Genomic DNA, 18,152 nt, shown 5'->3' with positions numbered 1-18,152 from the left:
ATCCCGCAATCGGATGCCGGACGCTCCGATGTGCAGGGTTCCGGCGACCGGCTCTGCGAATGCCGGATCCCCGACTGCACCGTCCTGGACTGCCCGATCCTGGTGGTGGACGACACCGCCTTCAACCGCACGCTGATCGGCGCTTTCCTGGCCGAGGCGGGCTTCCGGCAGGTTTCCTTCGCCGCCAGCGGGTTCGAGGCGCTGGCGATGATCGAGGCCGCCATCCCCGACCTGCTAATCCTGGACATCATGATGCCGGGAATGGATGGGTTCGAGGTCTGCCGCCGCCTGCGCGCCATGCCGGAGACGGCCGACCTGCCGATCCTGGTGCAGACCGCACTGTCGTCGGGTGAGGACCGCAACCGCGCCTTCGCCGCCGGCACCACCGATCTGGTGTCGAAGCCGCTGGAGCGCACGGAGCTGCTGGCCCGCGTGCGCATCCATCTGGAAGACCGGGTGCTGATCCGCCGCCTTCAGACCTATCGGGCGCGGGTGGAGGCCGAGCTGTCCATCGCCCGGTCGATGCAGGAGCATCTGCTGCCGACCCCGGCGCAGAGCGCCGCCGTGGCCGCCGCCGCGGGCTGCCGCCTGCGCGCGCACAGCGTGATCTCGCCCCATCTCGGTGGCGATCTCTGGGGGTTGCTGCCGCTGGGCGGGCGGCGCTTCGGCGCCTATCTGCTGAACGTCGCCGGCCGCGGAGTCTCGGCGGCGCTGAACGCCTTCCGGCTGCATGCCCTTCTCCAGGAGCTGGGTCCCGCCCATGGCGAGGACGCCGCCGTCCTGATGACCGCGCTGAACGACCGCGCCGCCGGGCTTCTGGCGCCGGGCGAGAAGGCCACCATGACCTATGGCGTGGTGGACGGCGAGGCCGGGCGCTTCATCCACGCCTCGGCGGACGGGGCGCCGCCGATGATCCTGAGCGGCGACGGCGGACCGTCGTTCGGTGCGGCCGCCGGCCTGCCGATCGGCATCGCGCCCGGCACCCGCTACCGCAGCGACGTGATGGAGTTGCCGCGGGGTAGCGTGCTGGCGCTCTACTCCGTCGCGGTTCTGGAGGCGTTGGACGCCGGCGGGACCGGGATCGGACTCGGCTGGATGATCGGCCGTGCCGTGGCGGAGGGTGAAGGCTTCGACGCCGTGGTCCGCTCGCTGGGCTCCGCCCTGGGCCGGGTCAGCGGCGACGACCACACGCTGCTGTGGATCGAACGGGAGGCGGCGGCATGAGCGATTCTCCGCCATCCGACCTGCTTCCGGCCGAGGCGGGCGATGTCGTCGACGGGCTGGCCGGCGCCCGCGTGCTGATCGTCGACGACAACCGGATCAACCGTCACCTTCTGCTGGCCCTGCTGGAGCGCGGCGGCATCACCCTGATCGAGCAGGCGGAGGATGGGCAGGACGCGCTGGTCCTGATGGAGCGCTTCAAGCCGGATCTCGTGCTGCTCGACCTGATGATGCCGCAGATGGACGGGTTCGAGATGTGCCGGCGCCTGCGTGCCGACCCGCGCTGGAAGTCGTTGCCGGTTCTGGTGCAGTCCAGCCTGAGCCGGGCGGAGGACCGAGCCCGTGCCTTCGCCGCCGGCGCAACCGACTATGTCACCAAGCCGATCAATGCGGTAGAGCTGATGGCCCGCGTGCGCATCCAGCTGCGCAAGCGGGCCATGCTGCGCGATCTGGAGCAGTATCACAGCCGCACGGAAAACGAACTGGAACTGGCCCGCGCCATGCAGGCCCGGATGCTGCCCGGTCCAGACCGGCTGGCCGAGCTGGAGGAGGCGACCGGCATCGCCGTCCAGGCGCATTTCGCACCCTCCTCCGAACTGGGGGGCGATTTCTGGGGAATCGAGCGGCGGCCCGACGGCCGGGTCGCTGTCTATCTGGTCGATTTCTCCGGCCATGGGGTCGGCGCCGCGTTGAACACATTCCGGCTGGACGCCATCTGCCGCCAGATCGGCAGCACCGACCTGACCCCGGCGGCGTTCCTGGAGACGGTGAACCGCCGGCTGTGCGGGCTGCTGCCCAGCGGCCAGTTCGCCACCATGCTGACCGGGCTGATCGATCCGGTGGCCGGGGAGTTCCACTATGCATCCGCCGGATCGACGGCACCGATGGTCTGGCATCCCGGCGACGAGGCGCCGCGGTTGGGCGACGGCAGCGGGCTGCCGCTCGGCCTGCTGTCGACAGTCACCTACGACGCCCGCCGGCTGCCGATGCCGCCCGGTGCCCGCCTGCTGCTCTATTCCGATGCGGCCATCGAAATCCCGATCGAGGGCGTTGAGAGCCACGGGGTTCTTGACGAGTACGGCCTCGCCACCCTGCTTGCCCTGCGCCTGCATGAGCCCGACGACGCCGCCCTGCTGTCCGGCCTGCTCAACGACCTGACGGCGACCGGGCCCATCGACGACGACCTGACGGCAGTGCTGCTGACGCGCCGGCGCTGACTGCCGGGCTGCCGGCCGACCACACCGGAACGCTGCGGCCCCAAAAGCAAAAAGGCCGCCCCCGAGGGAGCGGCCTTTCGCGTTCGGCAGGAGCCGACCGATCAGCGCGAGTAGAACTCGATGACCAGGTTCGGTTCCATCTGGACCGGGTACGGAACGTCGGCCAGCAGCGGGGCGCGGACGAAGCGGCCCTTCAGGGCGCTGCCGTCGACTTCCAGATAGTCGGGGATGTCACGCTCGCCGGAGGCCGAGGCTTCCAGGATCAGCGCCATCTGCTTGGACTTGGCGCGCACCTCGACGGTGTCGTTGTCCTTGATGCGGGCCGAAGAGACGTTCAGGCGGCGGCCGTTGACCAGGATGTGGCCATGGTTGACCAGCTGACGGGCGGCGAACGGGGTCGGCGCGAACTTCATGCGGTAGACCACGGCGTCCAGACGGCGCTCCAGCAGGCCGATCAGGTTCTCGCCGGTGTCGCCCTTGCGGCGGACGGCCTCGGCATAGATGCGGCGGAACTGCTTCTCGCCGATGTTGCCGTAGTAGCCCTTCAGCTTCTGCTTGGCCATCAGCTGCAGACCGTAGTCCGACGGCTTCTTGCGGCGCTGGCCGTGCTGGCCGGGGCCATACTCGCGCTTGTTCAGCGGGCTCTTGGCGCGGCCCCACAGGTTGACGCCAAGGCGGCGGTCGATCTTGTATTTGGACTCTTGACGCTTGCTCATAGCTCTCAGGCCTCGTTGGACACGAGTTGATGTTGTCCCGGTAGTTCCGGCCGCCCTGTTCAGGCGGCGGACGGGGCGTCAAAAATTGCGCGCGCCCGCTTTCCCAGGAGGTGAAGGCGCGCACAATACCCATTGGCGCGGCCGAGTCAAGCCTGACGCATATGCGGGCCCAACGGCATATCCGGAACCTCTTGCAAGCCCCGTCCTTTTCCGCTCCCCTTCCCGGCGGCGCAAGCGGCAGGCGGGACTGAGACGATGGAGCAGGTGGAGTGCGTGGTCGTCGGGGCGGGCGTGGTCGGTCTGGCGGTGGCGCGGCGGCTGGCGCGGGCCGGGCGCGAGGTGATCGTGCTGGAGGCGGAAGAGGCCATCGGCACCGGCACCAGCTCGCGCAACTCCGAAGTCATCCATGCCGGCATCTATTATCCGACCGGCAGCCTGCGCGCACGGCTGTGCGTGCCCGGCCGCGACGCGCTCTACGACTACTGCACCGGCCACGGGGTGGAGCATCGCCGCATCGGTAAGCTGATCGTCGCGACGGAGGAGGAGCAGCTTCCGAAGCTGGCGGCGATCCGCGCCCAGGCGGCGGCCAACGGCGTCACCGACCTGACGGAGATCGACGCCACCACCGCGATGCGATGGGAGCCGAACCTGCGCACCGTCGGCGCCCTGCTGTCGCCCTCCACCGGCATCATCGACAGCCATGGGCTGATGCTGGCTTTGCTGGGCGACGCGGAGGACCTAGGGGCGATGCTGGCGCTGCTGAGCCCGTTGGAGCGCTCCCACCGCACCGCGGCCGGATTCGAGCTGGAGGTCGGCGGGGCGGAGCCGATGCGCATCGCCTGCTCCACCCTGGTCAATGCCGCCGGGCTGGGTGCCTGGGCCGTCGCCCGCGGCCTGGAGGGGCTGGACGTCGCCCACGTGCCGCCGAGGGTGCTGGCCAAGGGCAATTACTATGCGCTGGCCGCCGGCCGTTCCCCCTTCTCGCGGCTGGTCTATCCGGTGCCGGTGGAGGGCGGGCTGGGGGTCCACCTGACGCTGGACCTTGGCGGACAGGCCCGCTTCGGTCCCGACGTGGAATGGCTGGGCGACGTCAATGGCGGCATCGATTATGCCGTCGACCCCGCCAGGGCCGACTCCTTCTACGACGCGGTCCGCGCCTATTGGCCGGGGTTGCCGGACAATGCGCTGGTGCCGGCCTATTCCGGCGTGCGGCCGAAGCTGAGCGGCCCGGGACAGCCGCAGGCGGACTTCCTGATCCAGGGACCGGGCGCCCATGGGATGGCCGGGCTGGTCAACCTGTTCGGCATCGAATCGCCGGGCCTGACCTCCTGCCTTGCCATCGCCGACGCGGTGGCCATGGAGCTTGGCGAGGCGCCTGAGATTCTTAACCATTCCAGAGGCGCACAGGGTTCTTGACCGCAGCCGCGGCTCTCCCAATCTATAGGCATGGCGGCGCCGGTAGATGCTGGGCCGCCGACCCGCCGGGCGCCGGAAACGGGCCCACCTTCCGCAACTCGCTCCCGTCGTGAGGAGGATGCGTCGTGACCACTCGCCTTTCGCTCTTCAACAGCCCGCTTCTGCTCGGCTTCGACCAGTTCGAGCGGACGCTCGACCGGATCGCCAAGAATTCGGCCGAAGGCTATCCCCCATACAACATCGAGCAGATCGGCGACGACGGCCTCCGCATCACGCTTGCCGTGGCCGGTTTCACCTCCGATGACCTGTCGGTCCAGATCGAAGACAACCAGCTCGTCATCCGCGGCCGCCAGACCGACGACAAGTCGCGCGTCTATCTGCACCGCGGCATCGCCGCGCGGCAGTTCCAGCGCAGCTTCGTGCTGGCCGAAGGGATCGAGGTGGTGGGCTGCTCGCTCGACAACGGGCTGCTCAACATCGACCTGACCCGCCCGATGCCGGAGCCGAAGGTCCGCACGATCAAGATCGAACAGCCGAAGAAGACCGCCGCCGGTGCGATGCCCCGCACCATCGACGTGTCCGCCGACGGCCGGGACGACTGATCCCCCTTCCCGCTGTCTTCCCTGATACCCTCGCCCCCGATACTCTGCACGCGCGGCCGCCCATGACGGGGAGCCGCGGGAGACCAAGACCATGATGAACGATACCCACAGCCAGCTGCGCCAGCTGTCGACCCAGGATTTCGCCAGCTTCGGCCTGGGCGACGTCGCCTATGTCCGCCCGGTGGAGGTGGACGGCGCCGCCGCCTTCGCCATCCACGCCGCCGACGGCACGCCGCTGAGCGTCGTCGCCGACCGCGAGCTGGCCTTCGCCGCCATCGTCCAGAACGACATGGAGCCGGTCAGCGTCCACTGACCGCCCGCCGCGGCGCGCCGGCAGGAGGACACCCGCGCCTCTCGGCCTGCCGCGGCCTGTTGTGCGGCAATCCGCCACATCTCGATCCTTGTCAGCCCTGACTCCTGTTGTAAGGTGCGCTCTGCGATAATCGCCGGCACGGGACGCGAGACGGCAGTGGGAGACGGTCGGTTGGACGGTGGGGCAAGCGATACGGCGGCGGACGCGAAGTCCACGCCCGATACGGAACAGCGCAAGACCTGGGACGACGAGGCCCGCGACTCCCTTCACATCCTGCCTTTGTCGGCGATCCCGCTGGAAACGCCTGGTCTTCAGCACGCGCGCCTGATCAAGAATGTCCGGCTTCAGACCGTGGTGGAGATGTTCCGCGACGCCCAGGCCGGCAGCGGCCAGGTGTCTCCCCGCCACATCCCCTCCTATTTCGAATCCTACAAGGACGAGATCGAACGCGACCTGGTGAAGCTGGAGAAGATCGGCGCCGCCTCCAGCTTCGACGTCTATTCCTCGCGGATCGAGCTGCGGCGGTTGAACATCGACGTCAACAACGTCGAATCGCTGACCCTGTCCGAACGCAAGAAGGCCGAACTGACCAGCTACATGCGGGTCTTCACCCGCCCGCTGATGGAATATGTCTATGGCACGGAGGAGCTTCAGGTCGCCGACGTGACCGACATCATCCAGCTGTTCGCCAACCCCAACCGGGACGAGGCCCTGCGCAACCTGCGCATGATGGCCGACCGGCTGGACATCGGGCTGAACGACATCCCGAAATTCCTCGAGGAATATGGCGACATCTTCCTGTCCCTCGCCTATTTCCGCAAATGCCTGGACGAGATCGTGCCGGAGGTTCAGCGCTTCGTCAGCTGGATGGAGGAGATCCGCAGCTCCGCCGAGGTCAAGCGCGACTCCCGCCAGATGCGCATGCTCGACGAGATCGCCCGCGACCTGACCGACATCGCGACCTCCATCACCGGCCGGTTCGAAAGCTTCGACAACCGCTCCAAGGATTTCTGGAGCGACATCAACGCCGACACCTTCCGATCGATCCGCGAGCTGATTGCCTCGCACCACGTCACCATTGGCGGTGTGCTCTGCGGTCTGGCGGTGAAGATGAACCTGTGGAAGCACCGCTTCGCCCGCGGCGGCGGCGGTCCCAACCGCCGCATGGAATTCGTGAAATCGGAGATCCTGCCCGGCCTGTCCCACATCAAGGCGCTGGAACAGTCCGCACGCACCGGGCACATGTAGGCCCCGTCAAGCCCCGACATCAGTCCATCGACAGCATCTTGCCCATGCCGTTGTCCAGCAGGATGGTGGCGAACAGCGTCAGGATCGGGACCAGGAACATCAGCCCGATGACGCAGCGCACCACCAGATCCTTGCGCCGGGCGGACCGGCAGAGCGGGCAGTCGTTGGGACCATGCCCGTAATCGGACCCGCAATAGGGACAGGCGGTGGTTTCGACCATGGCGCAGAGGCTTTCAGAACGGGCGGGCAGCCCAGGAACCGCCGCCATTCTGAACCCGGCAACCGCCGAACCGTCATGAAATCACTGTCATAATTAAGGTTATTCCCTGACCGCCGCAGGGCAGCCGCTAGCCGGCAGCCGCAACCGTTCAGGCGGCACGGTCGAGCGCAGCCAGCCCGGCGACGCTGCGGCCGAACTGCGCGGCAAAGCGGTCGCGCTCGGCGCCGGACAGGGTGAAGGTGACATGCAGCCGGCCGGCGCCGCCGCGATCCAGCCCCCGGACAACGGCAGCCACCGGCTCCAGCCCCGGCAAGGCAATGCGCAGCGCGCTCCCCTCCGCCAGACCGGACCATGCCTCCTGCGGCAGCCCGCTCAGCTGGGCGCCACCCTCCGACGCGTTGTCCACCGTCACCGGCAGTTCGCGCCCGCCCACCGACAGCCTGCCGGGACGGTTCAGCGGATAGCGCGGGGCGGACCGGCGGTTCACCTCCGGCGTCGCCGTGCGGATCGCTTCGATCAGCACGCGGCGGAGCTGGTCGATGCTGGCGGCGACATTCACGGACAGGCTGTTGACCTCGTTGGCACGCTCGCCGGTCGCAGTCGCCTCCTGCGAGACGGCGGCAATGCGGGTCGCCACCTCCTGCGCGGCGTTGGAGGTCTGGACGACATTGCGGGCGATCTCGCCGGTCGCCGCTTCCTGCTCCTCGATGGCGGCGGCAACGGTGGCCGACACGGTTTCGACGCCGCGCACCCGCTCGGCGATGGCGCGCACGGCGCGCACCGCCTCGGCCGTTGTCGCCTGGATGGCGGCGATCTGGCTTTCGATCTCGTCCGTCGCCCGCGCGGTCTGGCCGGCCAGCTGCTTCACCTCGCTGGCGACGACGGCGAAGCCCTTGCCCGCCTCCCCTGCCCGCGCCGCCTCGATGGTGGCGTTCAGCGCCAGCAGGTTGGTCTGGCCGGCGACATCGTTGATCAGGTCCGTCACCTCGCCGATACGGGTCACCGCCTCGGCCAGACGCTGGATGGTCTCCTCGGCCCGGATCGAGGCGCCGACGGCGTCGCCGGTCATCGTGGTCGCGGTGCTGATCTGCGTCGCGATCTCGCGGATGGAGGCGCTCAACTGTTCCGATGCGGCGGCGACGGTCTGGGCGTTCGACAGCGCCTGGGTCGCGGCCGCGGCGACGGTCTGGCTGTTGTCGCTGACCGCGCGGGCCGATTCGGCCATGCGGGTGGCATTGCCGGCCATCTGGCTGGTCTGGCTGGCCACCACGTCAACGGCGTTCGATGCCTCGATCTCGACCGTTTCGGCCATGCGCAGCAGGGCTGCCTGCTTTTCGCGCTCCGACCGCTCGCGCTCCTCATCGCGCAGGCGGTGCAGGCGCCGGGCCTCCTCCGCATTCTCCTTGAAGACGCGCAGGGCCTGGGCCATCGCCCCGACCTCGTCACCGCGGTCGGCCCCGGGAATGGCGACGGTCAGGTCGCCCTGCGCCAAGGCCCGCATCGCCGCGGTCAGCTCGCCCACCGGCCGCACCACCCGGCGCCGGATGCCGAACACGCCGAGCATCACGACCGCCAGCACCAGGGCCGAGACGCCCCACACCGCGGTCATGAACAGGTCCTCGCGTCCGGTGGCATAGACCTCCGTCTCGCTGTTGTAGCGGTTGGTGTCCTCGACGATGCGGTCGACGACGGCGCGGTGGGCGGCATAGGCCTCGGCGATCACCGCGTAGGAGGCACGCGTCGCCGCCTCGTCCTTGCGGGCCAGCGCCGGCAGGAACCTAGTCTCGACCTCGGTCCAGAATCGCATCACCGGCGTGTGGGAGGTCCGGGTCAGTTGGGTGAGCAGCGACGGCTCGAAGCTCTCCTTGAGCCAGTACTCATGCCGCTCGTCATAATCCTTGCGCAGTTGCACCAGCCGCGCCCGGCGCTGCTCGACCGACGCCGGTTCGTTCATCGCCAGCGTCGCCTCCAGATAGGCTTCGATCACATATTCCGGAGGCGGAAGGATGTCGGCGATGAGATCCTTGCCCAGCACGATGCGCTGGTAGATCGGCCCGCCCACCTTCAACTCGCGGATCGCCAGCGCACCGGTGACGACCACCGCCAGGAAACCCAGCGTGACCACCACCCCGAACAGGTTGGTAAGCGCGGCAATCCGGAGGTTTCTCAGCATTATGCAACCCCTGCGCAGAAACGACGGCATGGGGTTGCTTCTCAAAATAACCCTAATATGACAAGCAAAAAACTTGCTCGATTATCGGGGAAAACAGCAATGATGTTTCGTTGTGCGCGTTGCCTGCAGATTGTGCAACGTCTGCGCAAAGACCATCCAAAGTGCCGGCGTAGATCTCAGGTCAAGACCAAAGTGCCGACCCAGCCAACCAGGGCCAGGATCACCAGCATCACCAGCAGCGCCACGATGACGGCGTTGGTGCGGCGAATCGACCGGCAGCGCGGGCACCCTTCCTCGGCGGCGGAATAGCGGTGGGCACAGCGGTCGCAGCGGACGGTCTGTTCGGTTGCCGTTTGGCCGGTTGCTGCATGGTCAGTCATCGGCGGATTCCATCGCATCTATAAACCTGTCAGGCCGCAGGGATAGCACGCCGACGGTTCTGCATCCATCGGTCGGAATGCCTCAATCGGCCGCGGTGGTCTCGACCGGTGGCACCGCGCGCAGTTCCGTCGCCTGCAGGCGGCGCGGGCTGTGGTCCAGCGGCTCGAGCAGGGGCATCTCCGCCGTCCCGTCCGGCGCGGCATGCAGGTCGCGGAACCGGCGCGCGCTGACCAGCACCCGCGATTCCAGCGTGCCGACCGCGCTGTTGTAGGAGCCGACGGCCTTGTCCAACTGCCCGCCCAACCGGTCCATATGGCCACCCAGGTCGGACAGCCGCTTGTACAGCTCGGCGCCGAGCGCGCTGATTTCGCGGGCGTTGTCGGCCAGCCGCTCCTGCCGCCAGCCATAGGCCACGGCGCGCAGCAAGGCGATCAGGGTGGTGGGCGTTGCCAGAATCACGCGATGGTCGATGCCGGCCTCGATCAGCGCCGGGTCCTGCTCCAGCGCCGCCGAGAAGAAGTTCTCGCCGGGCAGAAACAGCACGACGAATTCCGGGCTGTCGTCGAACTGGTCCCAATAGCCCTTGGTGCCGAGCTGCTTCATGTGGTCGCGCACATGGCGGGCATGGCGGACCATGCCATCGCGCCTGACCGTGTCGTCGACCGCCTGGATGCTGTCCAGATAGCCTTCCAGCGGGGTCTTGGCATCGACCACAAGGGTCTTGCCGCCGGGCAGCGTAACGATCAGGTCGGGGCGCAGCCGGCCGCTGTCGACCGATACCTGCTCGACGAAATCGCAGTGGTCGAGCATCCCCGCCATCTCGCAGACCCGGCGCAGTTGGATTTCACCCCAGCGCCCGCGCGCCGCCGGCGTGCGGAGAGCCCGGACCAGGTTGCCGGTTTCCGCCCTGAGCGCGCTCTGCGTCTCCACCAGCGACAGCACCTGTTGCTTCAACCCCTCATAGGCTCCCGCCCGCGTGCTTTCCAGGTCGCGGATCTGCCGGTCCATCGCCTCCAGACTCTGGCGCACCGGATCGACGATGGCGGCGATGGCCGTTTGCCGCTTGTCGAGGTCGCCCTTCGCCTGCTCCTGGAAGCCGGCCAGCGTCTCCCGCGCCAGATCGAGGAAGCTGCGGTTGTTCTGGTGCAGCGCCTCCGCCGACAGCGCCTTGAAGCTGTCGGCCAGCGCCGCTTGCGCGCGCTCCAACAGCGCCATCTTCTCCGCCGCCGCGGTCCGTTCGGCCTCCAGCCGGGTGGACAGCTGGGCATGGCGTTCGCGGGCGCCGGCGACCTCGCCATGCAGGCGGGCGATCTGGTGGTCGCGCGCCTCGATCTCCTCGCGCAGGTCGCCCTCGGTCCGCTCGGCGAGGTCGAGGCGGGTGGCGAACTCGGCATGCAGGACGGCAGCGGCCGCCTCGGCCCGGCCGGCAGCGGCGCGCAGCACCGCCCAGGCGACGGCGGCGCCCAGCAGCAGACCGGCCGCCAGCCCGATGCCCAGCGACAGACCGTCCACCACCATCCCGTTGACCAGGAACTGCGTCACCCCAAATCCCCTCAGCTCTGGAATGGGAGCAGCCTATCGGAACGAATCGCGAATTGGAACAGGGCGCGAACGTACCAAGGACCGCGCCGGCCCGGCTTTCGCTTTCTCCGCTTGCCCAACCAAGGAGGCCGCGCCATATCGGAAGCCATGCCCGACGATACTCTCCCCGACGACAAATCCCCCGATAACGGCAAGTACGATTGCAGCCCGGACTGCGGTGGCCCGCGTGTCCGCGCCATCCCGCCCGGCGAGGATCGGGAGCGGCTGATGTGCCCGGACTGCGGCTACATCGCCTATCAGAACCCGCTGATCGTGGTGGGTGCCGTGGCGACCTGGGAGGATGGCCGCATCCTGCTCTGCCGCCGTTCCATCGAGCCGCGCAAGGGCTACTGGACCCTGCCGGCCGGCTATATGGAAGAGCGCGAGAGCACCCGCGACGGCGCTGCCCGCGAGGCCTGGGAAGAGGCGCGGGCGCGCATCGACATCGACCATCTGCTGGCGATCTACGACATCCCGCGCATCAGCCAGGTCCAGATGATCTTCCGCGCCCGCCTGCTCTCGCCCGATGTGGAGCCCGGCCCGGAAAGCCTGGAGGTCGGCCTGTTCGAGTGGAAGGACATCCCCTGGGACGAGCTTGCCTTCCCCACCGTCGTCTGGGCACTGCGCGAACATCATGAGCGGCTCGGCCGCTCCGACTGCGCACCTGCGGTCAACCCCACGCCGGACGCGCTCGCCCGGTGGGAGAAGATGCTGTAAGGGCCAGGTCAGGGTTGGGGCGGGTGCGCTGCCCCGTCCACCGGGAACTTCGCCACCAATTCCTGCTCCGCCCCGTCGCGCCGGATGGTCAGCGGCAGCCAGGTGCCTGGCGCCTGCCGGCGGATCACCGCGACCAGATCGGCTGGCGCGCGCACCGGCATGCCGGCGGCGATCAGGATGCGGTCGCCGGTGCGCAGGCCCGCCGCCGCGGCCACGCTGCCGCTGCTCACCGCCCCCACCATGATGCCCTCCGGACCGGGGTCGAGTTGCACGCCCAGCTTGGGGCGCTGCGGCTCCGCATCCTCCCGTTCCGGCCCCAGGCCGAACACCGCATCGGCGATGCGGCCATCCAGCTCGCCGCAGTCGCGGTCGGCGTCCCAAGGCAGCAGCACGGCCGCATCGGCGATGCCGAGATCGGCCAGCTGGTGCGGAACGCCGTCACGGCGGGCGATGTGCCCCTCCCCCAGGATGCCAACCACGAGACGGCCGGTGTTGCGGCGGGTCTCGGCGATCTTTTCCGCCATCGCACGGTCCCAGACGCCTTGCGCCTCGATGAAGCGCTTGACCGCGCTGTCGGGCGCGTCGGCAGGTGCGGCGGAACGGGCTTCGGAGCGATCGTGCGCCGCCAGCGTCTCGGTCAGGCGGTTGCGGTAGGCCTCCGTCGGGGCGGCCGGATTGCCGACGCCCTCGCGCTCCGCCTCCGGGACGGTGGCCCAGCCGTTGCGTGCGGTGCGGCCGATCAGCGACCGTTCCACATTCAGCGCCACCACCGGCAGCCGATGCAGGCGGGCGAATTGCAGGATCGGCAGGTAGAATTGCGGGTCGAAGCCCCAGACCGTGCGCCAGTCCGTCGTCTTCAGGAACTCGCCCTCCGTCATCTCGCCCACTGCCCAGCGGTCGAGCACCGGTTGCAGCCGGCGCGGCAGCATCTCCATGCCCACGGCAAGGTCGGGGTTCAGCGCATGAAGGCCGGCAAGGGTGTGCAGTTGCCAGCGATGGTGGTCAGCCTTGTCATGCTGCTCCCCCAGCAGGACCACAGGCGCCTCGGCAAGGCGGCGCAGCAGCGGCACCGGCTCCACCGCAGCACCGGCACTGTCGGCCCAGACGCCGGGCGGCACGCAGGCGACCCGCACCGGCTCCGCAGCCCAGCCGGCCGCCGCCGTCATGGACAGCGCTGTGACGGTCATCAGGGCAAGGCGACGGCGCAATAGGGACGCAAGGGGACGGAAGGGCTGGCGCGGCAAGGGCTGGCTCCGTCTTGCGGGGATTCGCCAAGGTTGGCGCTGCCGGACGCAACGTCAATGGACAAGGCCGCGGATTGCGTCGTTCTGCCGCGCCTTCCGCCGCGCCATATGCCGCCCCCGGAGCCGACCGGGGAGTCGGGAGAAGCTGGCATACTGGCGGATGACAGGCGATGCGGCGGCGGGTAGGATCGCCGCAGGCGGTGGACCACCGGCGGATGAGGGGCCTTCGATCCTCCCATCCGGAACTCCCGAGGCCGTTCCCAGGGCGTCCGCTTTCCCCGCCGACCGCAATCATTCGTGAAGCGCAGCCCCCCATGCCGCACCGCAAAGTCGTCATTCTCACCGGCGCCAGCCGGGGTATCGGACACGCCACCGTCACCCGGTTCAGCAACGAAGGCTGGCGCGTGATCTCGTGCTCGCGCGAGGATGTGCCGGCCCATTGCCGCCGCGATCCCAACTGGACCCACCACATCCCGGCCGACCTGTCGGACCCTGCCAGCCGCGCCGCCTTCGTCGAGGAGGCGAACAAGGCGCTGGACGGCGCACCGCTGCACGCCCTGATCAACAACGCCGGCATCTCGCCCAAGACGCCGATCAAGGAGCGGCTCGGCTGCCTGAACGGCTCGATCGAGGGCTGGCACCGGGTGTTCGAGCTGAACTTCTTCGCCGCCCTGGTTCTGGCCCGCGGCTTCGCCGCTCCGCTGTCGCGGGGGAAAGGGGCGATCGTCAACGTCACCTCCATCGCCGGCCATTCGGTGCATCCCTTCGCCGGCTCGGCCTATTCGACCTCGAAGGCGGCGCTGTCCGGCCTGACCCGCGAAATGGCGGTGGAGTTCGCGGAGATCGGCGTCCGCGTCAACGCGGTGGCTCCTGGCGAGATCGAAACGGCGATGACCGGCCCGGAATATGATGTGCTGATCCCGCGCATCCCGCTGAAGCGCATGGGCACGCCGGAGGATGTCGCCGCGGTGATCTTCTACTTGTGCGGCTCGGACTCGGCCTATGTGACGGGGACGGAGACCTTCATCACCGGCGGCCAGCATCTGTTCTGAACGAGGGAAAGGCGGGGGCCGCCGCAGCGAAGGCCCCCACCGGAAAACGTCCTACTTCCCGCCCCGCCAGGCGATCAGCCGCCGCGCCGCCTCGGCGATGGTTGCTTCCGAGCCGGCGAAGCTGAAGCGCAGGAAACGGCGGCCACGGGCGGTGTCGAAATCGATGCCGGGGGTGCAGGCGATGCCCGTCTCTTCCAGGATCTGCTTCGCCAGCGCCTCGCTGTCGTCGGTCATGTCCGACACGTCGGCATAGATGTAGAAGGCGCCGTCGGCCGGGGCCATCTTGGTGAAGCCCGCCTTCGGCAGTTCCTCCAGCAGCAGCGCGCGGTTGCGGGCATAGCGGGCGACGTGGCCGTCCAGCTCTTCCGTGCAGTCGAAGGCGGCGACCGCCGAGACCTGGCTCAACGTCGGCGCCGAGATGAACAGGTTCTGCGCCAGACATTCGACGGAGCGCAGCAGGTCGTCGGGAACGATCATCCAGCCCAGACGCCAGCCGGTCATCGAGAAATACTTGGAGAAGCTGTTGACCACCAGAGCCTGATCGTTGACCTCGGCCGCGGTGACCGCGTCGGTGCCATAGGTCAGGCCGTGGTAGATCTCGTCCGACACCATGCGCACGCCGTTGGCGCGGCACCAGTCGGACAGGGCGGTCAGTTCCTCCCGGCTCAGCATCGTGCCGGTCGGGTTGGCCGGGCTGGCGACGATCAGCCCCTGCACCGGCTCGTCGAGCGCCTCAAGCAATTCGATGGTCGGCTGGAAGCGATGTTCCGGCCCGGTCGGCAGCTCGACAGGAATCACGCCGGCCGCGGTCAGGGTGTGGCGGTAGGCCGGATAGCTGGGCGATGCCATCGCCACCCGGTCGCCCGGATCGAAGGCGGCGAGAAAGCCCAGCTGGAACGCACCCGATGACCCGGTGGTGACGACCACCCGGCCTTCAGGCACCTCGACGCCGTAGCGGTCCCTGTGCCATTTGGCGATGGCGGCGCGCAGCGGCGGGATACCGAGCGCCCCGGTGTAGCCCAGCGGATCGCTGCCGACCACCGCGCTGGCCGCCGCCTGCACCACGCCCTTCGGCGCGCCGCTGGACGGCTGCCCCACCTCCATGTGCAGGACCTCCAGGCCGGCGGCCTCGCGCTCGGCCGCGGCGCGCATCACTTCCATCACGAAAAAGGGCGGAATGGCGCCCCGCTTGGAAACCTTGGGCTGCTTGCTCATGATCGTCCGTCTCTACCTGTCGCCGGCCTTGGGCCGGGCCATTATTGTCCGGGACTCAGTCCCGCTTGCGCTCGCTTTCCACCGTCAACGCGAGGCTGCCGGCACGCGGATCGTTCGCCGCCTGGCAATAGCGGATCCCATCCTCCACCGAAACCCGGCAGCCGACGAAGCTGGCGCGTCCGGGGATGGATTGCGGACGGGCCGCCTGGATCTGGGCGGCGGTGGACTTGTCCTCCAGGCCGGCGGGAAGGGCAACCGACAGCAGAGCCGCCGGACCAGCCGCCGGGCCGTCGTCGCCGTTGGCGGTGCCGACCCCGGCGAACAGGGTGCGGCCAATGATGGAGTTGGCGATCAGGGCCGGCGCGCCGAAGCCGCCGCGGTCCACGTCCTGGGCCACCAGCATGCCGGTTCCGGCAATGCCGCGGCCGGTGCCGAAGGGCGCCCCCTGTGTAAAGGCACAGGCCGCACCGTTCTCGTCGGGATCGATCACCATCACGCCGGCCCCGGCAGCGGTCGGCCCCTTGCCGGTGGCGCCCAGCAGCTGCGCGGCACGCGTGGCGCGCTCGGCCGGCGGCAGAGAGGCGACAGCCTTCCAGGCCTGGACCAGGGCGGCGCCGGACTCGGGCTCGTTCAGGTCGGGAACATGCAGGTCGGAAATGTCGAAGGGCACGGTCAGCGTGCCGCCGACGCGCGGCTGGTAGGCCCGCAGCTGCGCCGGGTCGATGCCGGTGCCCTGGGCCACCGTCGCGGCGAGCGGCCCGTTGTAGAAGGCACCCACCCCCTGGCGGCGCAGGACCGACAGGGTTGCCGCCAGCTCCGGCTGGCCGACCACGGCGCCAACCGCCGGAGTGCCGCCGCCGAGGAAGCGCCGCCTCGTGTCCGAGTCGGGCGCCAGCCGCCCGCCGAAGCTGCCGAGATCCTGCACCAGCGCGCGGCTGAGACCGGGGGAGAACTGGGCCAGCTGTTCGGCCGGGGCGACGACCTGCTCCCAGCGCATTACGCCGGCCGCCGCCTGGACGGCGAAGAGGCCGCGCGCCATCGCCGGCATGGCGACACCGCCGGCACCGGCCGGGCGCGGCAGGAAATCGATGGTGCGGGCCTTTTTCGAGGCAGCGTCGAACAGCACGCAGACGCCGCCGCCGGCCAGCCCGACGCGCGACGGCAGGCTGGCAGTCATCGCCAGGGCCATCGCCGCGACCGCGTCGCCGGCCTTGCCGCCCTGGGCAATGACGTCACGACCGACGCCGGCGGCATAGGGCTCGTCGGCGACGACGAAGCTCTGCACCGTGGCATCGGTCTTGAACTTGGTGTTGACGCAGCCTGTCAGCAGTGATGCAGCTATGGCAACCGCGCCCAACCGTTGCCAGATTTGCAAGCGAGTGTGTCGCGGGCTCCGCCGGTCGTGCGGGGGAGTCCGCTGTTCCAAGCCGGAGGTCGTCACGGTGCGCAAGCCCAGCAGGCTGGTTTCGGTCGTCGCCATCATGTCCGTATGTCTGATGTCGCTGGTGTGGGGAGCGCCACCGGCGAGCGCGCAGCGCCGCTCCGAGATGCAAATCCTCAGCGACGCCGAGACGGACCATATCATCCGCAAGATGGCCCGGCCAATCTTCCAGGCGGCCGGCATCGACCCGGACTCGGTGCAGATTCTGTTGATCAACGATCCGACGGTGAACGCCTTCGTCGCTGGCGGACAGAACATCTTCATCCACACCGGGCTGCTGCTGGACGTCGACAACGCCGACCAGTTGCTGGGCGTCATCGCGCATGAAACCGGCCACATCTCCGGCGGCCATCTGGTCCGCGGGGCGGAGGCGATGGACAACGCCTTCCTCGCCTCGCTGCTCGGCATGGGTCTCGGCATCGCCGGCGGCTTGGCCTCGCGGAATGCCGGTGCCGGTGCGGCCGGCGTCATGCTGGGCCAGCATCTGGCGGAGCGGAACTACCTGTCCTTCTCCCGCACGCAGGAGGCGTCGGCCGATCAGGCCGGCCTGTCCTTCCTGGAACAGTCGGGCATCTCCGCAAAGGGCATGGAGACCTTCCTTGAGAAGCTGGGCGTCAACGACCCGCTGATGAACGACCGCGACGCCGGCTATCGCCTGACCCACCCGCTGACGCGCGAGCGCATCGACGCGGTGAAGGCCTTCGTCGCCCGCTCCCGCTACAGCAATGCCCAGCTGCCATCGGCGACGGAGGCCGACCTGCGGCGCGTCCAGGCCAAGCTTTACGGCTATCTCGACCCGCGCGGCGCCCTGGTCCGCTACAAGGTGAACGATCCGTCGCCGGCCGCCCGCTACGGTCGCGCCTATGCTTATTTCCGCCAGGGCGATGTCAAGCAGGCGACGCCGCTGGTCGACGGGCTGATCGCCGACGAACCGAAGAATCCCTATCTCTACGAGATGAAGGGCGATTTGATGCTGCAGACCGGCCGGGCGCCGGATGCGGTGGCCCCCTATCGGAAGGCCGTGGAGATGGCCGGTTCCGATGCCGGAACGATCCGGGTCTCCCTCGCCCATGCCCTGCTGGAACAGCATGACCCCCGTCTGGCCGACGAGGCGCTGAAGAATTTGCAGATCGCGTCCAAGGGCAAGGCGCAGTCAGCCTTCCTGTGGCGGCTGACCGCCCAGGCCTGGAGCATGAAGAAGAACGACGGCATGGTCGCCTACGCCACGGCGGAAGAGGCGCTGGCCAGAGGCGACATGCCGATGGCCAAGGCCCAGGCAGAGCGGGCGGAAAGGATGCTGCCTGCCGGATCGCCCGGCTGGCTGCGCGCCCAGGACATCCGCGGCCAGACCGGCGGGGCCGACAAGCCGGAGCGCTGACGGGAGTGTCGACAACG

17 protein-coding genes are annotated in these 18,152 nt (G+C 69.0%); 9 read left to right on the top strand and 8 right to left on the bottom strand.

Annotation, left to right across the window (positions count from 1 at the left end; all coding sequences use genetic code 11):
• Positions 1-30 precede the first annotated feature (30 nt).
• Both TSH64_RS36630 and TSH64_RS13640 read left to right on the top strand, forming a co-directional pair.
• Complete coding sequence (locus TSH64_RS36630; RefSeq protein WP_282188105.1) at positions 31-1,224, top strand: response regulator; 1,194 nt, start codon at positions 31-33, stop codon at positions 1,222-1,224.
• Positions 1,221-2,438, top strand: coding sequence for a fused response regulator/phosphatase (locus TSH64_RS13640; RefSeq protein WP_109445621.1), 1,218 nt, complete (start codon positions 1,221-1,223; stop codon positions 2,436-2,438). The genes TSH64_RS36630 and TSH64_RS13640 overlap by 4 nt, the downstream gene beginning before the upstream one ends.
• A 101-nt stretch (positions 2,439-2,539) precedes the next feature.
• Here the strand turns inward: TSH64_RS13640 and rpsD are convergent, their stop codons facing one another.
• A complete protein-coding gene (gene rpsD / locus TSH64_RS13635) occupies positions 2,540-3,154 on the bottom strand; it encodes a 30S ribosomal protein S4 (RefSeq protein ID WP_109445619.1) in 615 nt (204 codons plus the stop codon).
• Between the two features lie 255 nt (positions 3,155-3,409).
• Here rpsD and TSH64_RS13630 point away from each other — a divergent pair, with 255 nt between their 5' ends.
• From TSH64_RS13630 to TSH64_RS13615, 4 genes are all read left to right on the top strand, one after another.
• Entirely contained in the window at positions 3,410-4,570 is a 1,161-nt protein-coding gene (locus TSH64_RS13630; protein ID WP_109445617.1) for an NAD(P)/FAD-dependent oxidoreductase, read from the top strand.
• A gap of 125 nt (positions 4,571-4,695) precedes the next feature.
• Positions 4,696-5,172 (top strand): Hsp20 family protein, encoded by a 477-nt coding sequence (locus TSH64_RS13625; RefSeq protein ID WP_098739184.1) that lies wholly within the window; start codon positions 4,696-4,698, stop codon positions 5,170-5,172.
• 91 nt (positions 5,173-5,263) lie between these two features.
• Positions 5,264-5,485: a DUF1150 family protein gene (locus TSH64_RS13620; RefSeq protein ID WP_109445615.1), complete on the top strand. Its 222-nt coding sequence runs from the start codon at positions 5,264-5,266 to the stop codon at positions 5,483-5,485.
• A gap of 171 nt (positions 5,486-5,656) precedes the next feature.
• Positions 5,657-6,733 (top strand): hypothetical protein, encoded by a 1,077-nt coding sequence (locus TSH64_RS13615; RefSeq protein ID WP_109445613.1) that lies wholly within the window; start codon positions 5,657-5,659, stop codon positions 6,731-6,733.
• Between the two features lie 19 nt (positions 6,734-6,752).
• Here TSH64_RS13615 and TSH64_RS13610 read toward each other — a convergent pair whose 3' ends face one another.
• The 4 genes from TSH64_RS13610 to rmuC form a co-directional block, all read right to left on the bottom strand.
• On the bottom strand, positions 6,753-7,001 hold the full coding sequence (locus TSH64_RS13610) for a hypothetical protein (protein ID WP_109445611.1): 249 nt from the start codon (positions 6,999-7,001) through the stop codon (positions 6,753-6,755).
• A 100-nt stretch (positions 7,002-7,101) separates the two neighbouring features.
• On the bottom strand, positions 7,102-9,126 hold the full coding sequence (locus TSH64_RS13605; protein WP_109445609.1) for a methyl-accepting chemotaxis protein: 2,025 nt from the start codon (positions 9,124-9,126) through the stop codon (positions 7,102-7,104).
• 176 nt (positions 9,127-9,302) lie between these two features.
• On the bottom strand, positions 9,303-9,506 hold the full coding sequence (locus tag TSH64_RS13600) for a hypothetical protein (protein ID WP_109445607.1): 204 nt from the start codon (positions 9,504-9,506) through the stop codon (positions 9,303-9,305).
• A gap of 82 nt (positions 9,507-9,588) precedes the next feature.
• Positions 9,589-11,049, bottom strand: coding sequence for a DNA recombination protein RmuC (rmuC, locus tag TSH64_RS13595; protein ID WP_247872924.1), 1,461 nt, complete (start codon positions 11,047-11,049; stop codon positions 9,589-9,591).
• 147 nt (positions 11,050-11,196) lie between these two features.
• Here rmuC and TSH64_RS13590 point away from each other — a divergent pair, with 147 nt between their 5' ends.
• Positions 11,197-11,805, top strand: coding sequence for an NUDIX hydrolase (locus tag TSH64_RS13590; RefSeq protein WP_109445605.1), 609 nt, complete (start codon positions 11,197-11,199; stop codon positions 11,803-11,805).
• An 8-nt stretch (positions 11,806-11,813) separates the two neighbouring features.
• Here the strand turns inward: TSH64_RS13590 and TSH64_RS13585 are convergent, their stop codons facing one another.
• Complete coding sequence (locus TSH64_RS13585) at positions 11,814-12,992, bottom strand: ChaN family lipoprotein (RefSeq protein ID WP_109452629.1); 1,179 nt, start codon at positions 12,990-12,992, stop codon at positions 11,814-11,816.
• A gap of 371 nt (positions 12,993-13,363) precedes the next feature.
• Between TSH64_RS13585 and TSH64_RS13580 the strand changes: the two genes are divergently transcribed.
• Positions 13,364-14,101, top strand: a complete 738-nt coding sequence (locus TSH64_RS13580; protein ID WP_109445603.1) for an SDR family oxidoreductase — start codon at positions 13,364-13,366, stop codon at positions 14,099-14,101.
• A 51-nt stretch (positions 14,102-14,152) separates the two neighbouring features.
• Here the strand turns inward: TSH64_RS13580 and TSH64_RS13575 are convergent, their stop codons facing one another.
• A complete protein-coding gene (locus TSH64_RS13575) occupies positions 14,153-15,316 on the bottom strand; it encodes an aminotransferase class I/II-fold pyridoxal phosphate-dependent enzyme (protein WP_109445601.1) in 1,164 nt (387 codons plus the stop codon).
• Positions 15,317-15,371: 55 nt separating this feature from the next.
• Complete coding sequence (locus TSH64_RS13570) at positions 15,372-16,691, bottom strand: gamma-glutamyltransferase (protein WP_247872923.1); 1,320 nt, start codon at positions 16,689-16,691, stop codon at positions 15,372-15,374.
• Between the two features lie 67 nt (positions 16,692-16,758).
• Between TSH64_RS13570 and TSH64_RS13565 the strand changes: the two genes are divergently transcribed.
• Positions 16,759-18,135 carry a M48 family metalloprotease gene (locus tag TSH64_RS13565; protein WP_098739175.1) on the top strand — a complete coding sequence of 459 codons (1,377 nt, stop codon included), beginning with the start codon at positions 16,759-16,761 and terminating at the stop codon, positions 18,133-18,135.
• The last annotated feature ends 17 nt before the right edge of the window (positions 18,136-18,152 follow it).

Origin of the sequence: Azospirillum sp. TSH64, assembly GCF_003116035.1 — a bacterium.
Taxonomy (GTDB): Bacteria; Pseudomonadota; Alphaproteobacteria; order Azospirillales; family Azospirillaceae; genus Azospirillum.
This window is presented reverse-complemented; position numbering and strand designations above follow the sequence as displayed.

What these genes read in the sequence shown, in the direction of transcription:
- TSH64_RS13640 (WP_109445621.1), top strand. Translation starts at nt 1,221, where the DNA reads ATGAGCGATTCTCCGCCATCCGACCTGCTTCCGGCCGAGGCGGGCGAT.
- rpsD (WP_109445619.1), bottom strand. Translation starts at nt 3,154, where the DNA reads ATGAGCAAGCGTCAAGAGTCCAAATACAAGATCGACCGCCGCCTTGGC.
- TSH64_RS13630 (WP_109445617.1), top strand. Translation starts at nt 3,410, where the DNA reads ATGGAGCAGGTGGAGTGCGTGGTCGTCGGGGCGGGCGTGGTCGGTCTG.
- TSH64_RS13620 (WP_109445615.1), top strand. Translation starts at nt 5,264, where the DNA reads ATGATGAACGATACCCACAGCCAGCTGCGCCAGCTGTCGACCCAGGAT.
- TSH64_RS13610 (WP_109445611.1), bottom strand. Translation starts at nt 7,001, where the DNA reads ATGGCGGCGGTTCCTGGGCTGCCCGCCCGTTCTGAAAGCCTCTGCGCC.
- TSH64_RS13605 (WP_109445609.1), bottom strand. Translation starts at nt 9,126, where the DNA reads ATGCTGAGAAACCTCCGGATTGCCGCGCTTACCAACCTGTTCGGGGTG.
- TSH64_RS13600 (WP_109445607.1), bottom strand. Translation starts at nt 9,506, where the DNA reads ATGACTGACCATGCAGCAACCGGCCAAACGGCAACCGAACAGACCGTC.
- TSH64_RS13590 (WP_109445605.1), top strand. Translation starts at nt 11,197, where the DNA reads ATGCCCGACGATACTCTCCCCGACGACAAATCCCCCGATAACGGCAAG.
- TSH64_RS13585 (WP_109452629.1), bottom strand. Translation starts at nt 12,992, where the DNA reads ATGACCGTCACAGCGCTGTCCATGACGGCGGCGGCCGGCTGGGCTGCG.
- TSH64_RS13580 (WP_109445603.1), top strand. Translation starts at nt 13,364, where the DNA reads ATGCCGCACCGCAAAGTCGTCATTCTCACCGGCGCCAGCCGGGGTATC.
- TSH64_RS13575 (WP_109445601.1), bottom strand. Translation starts at nt 15,316, where the DNA reads ATGAGCAAGCAGCCCAAGGTTTCCAAGCGGGGCGCCATTCCGCCCTTT.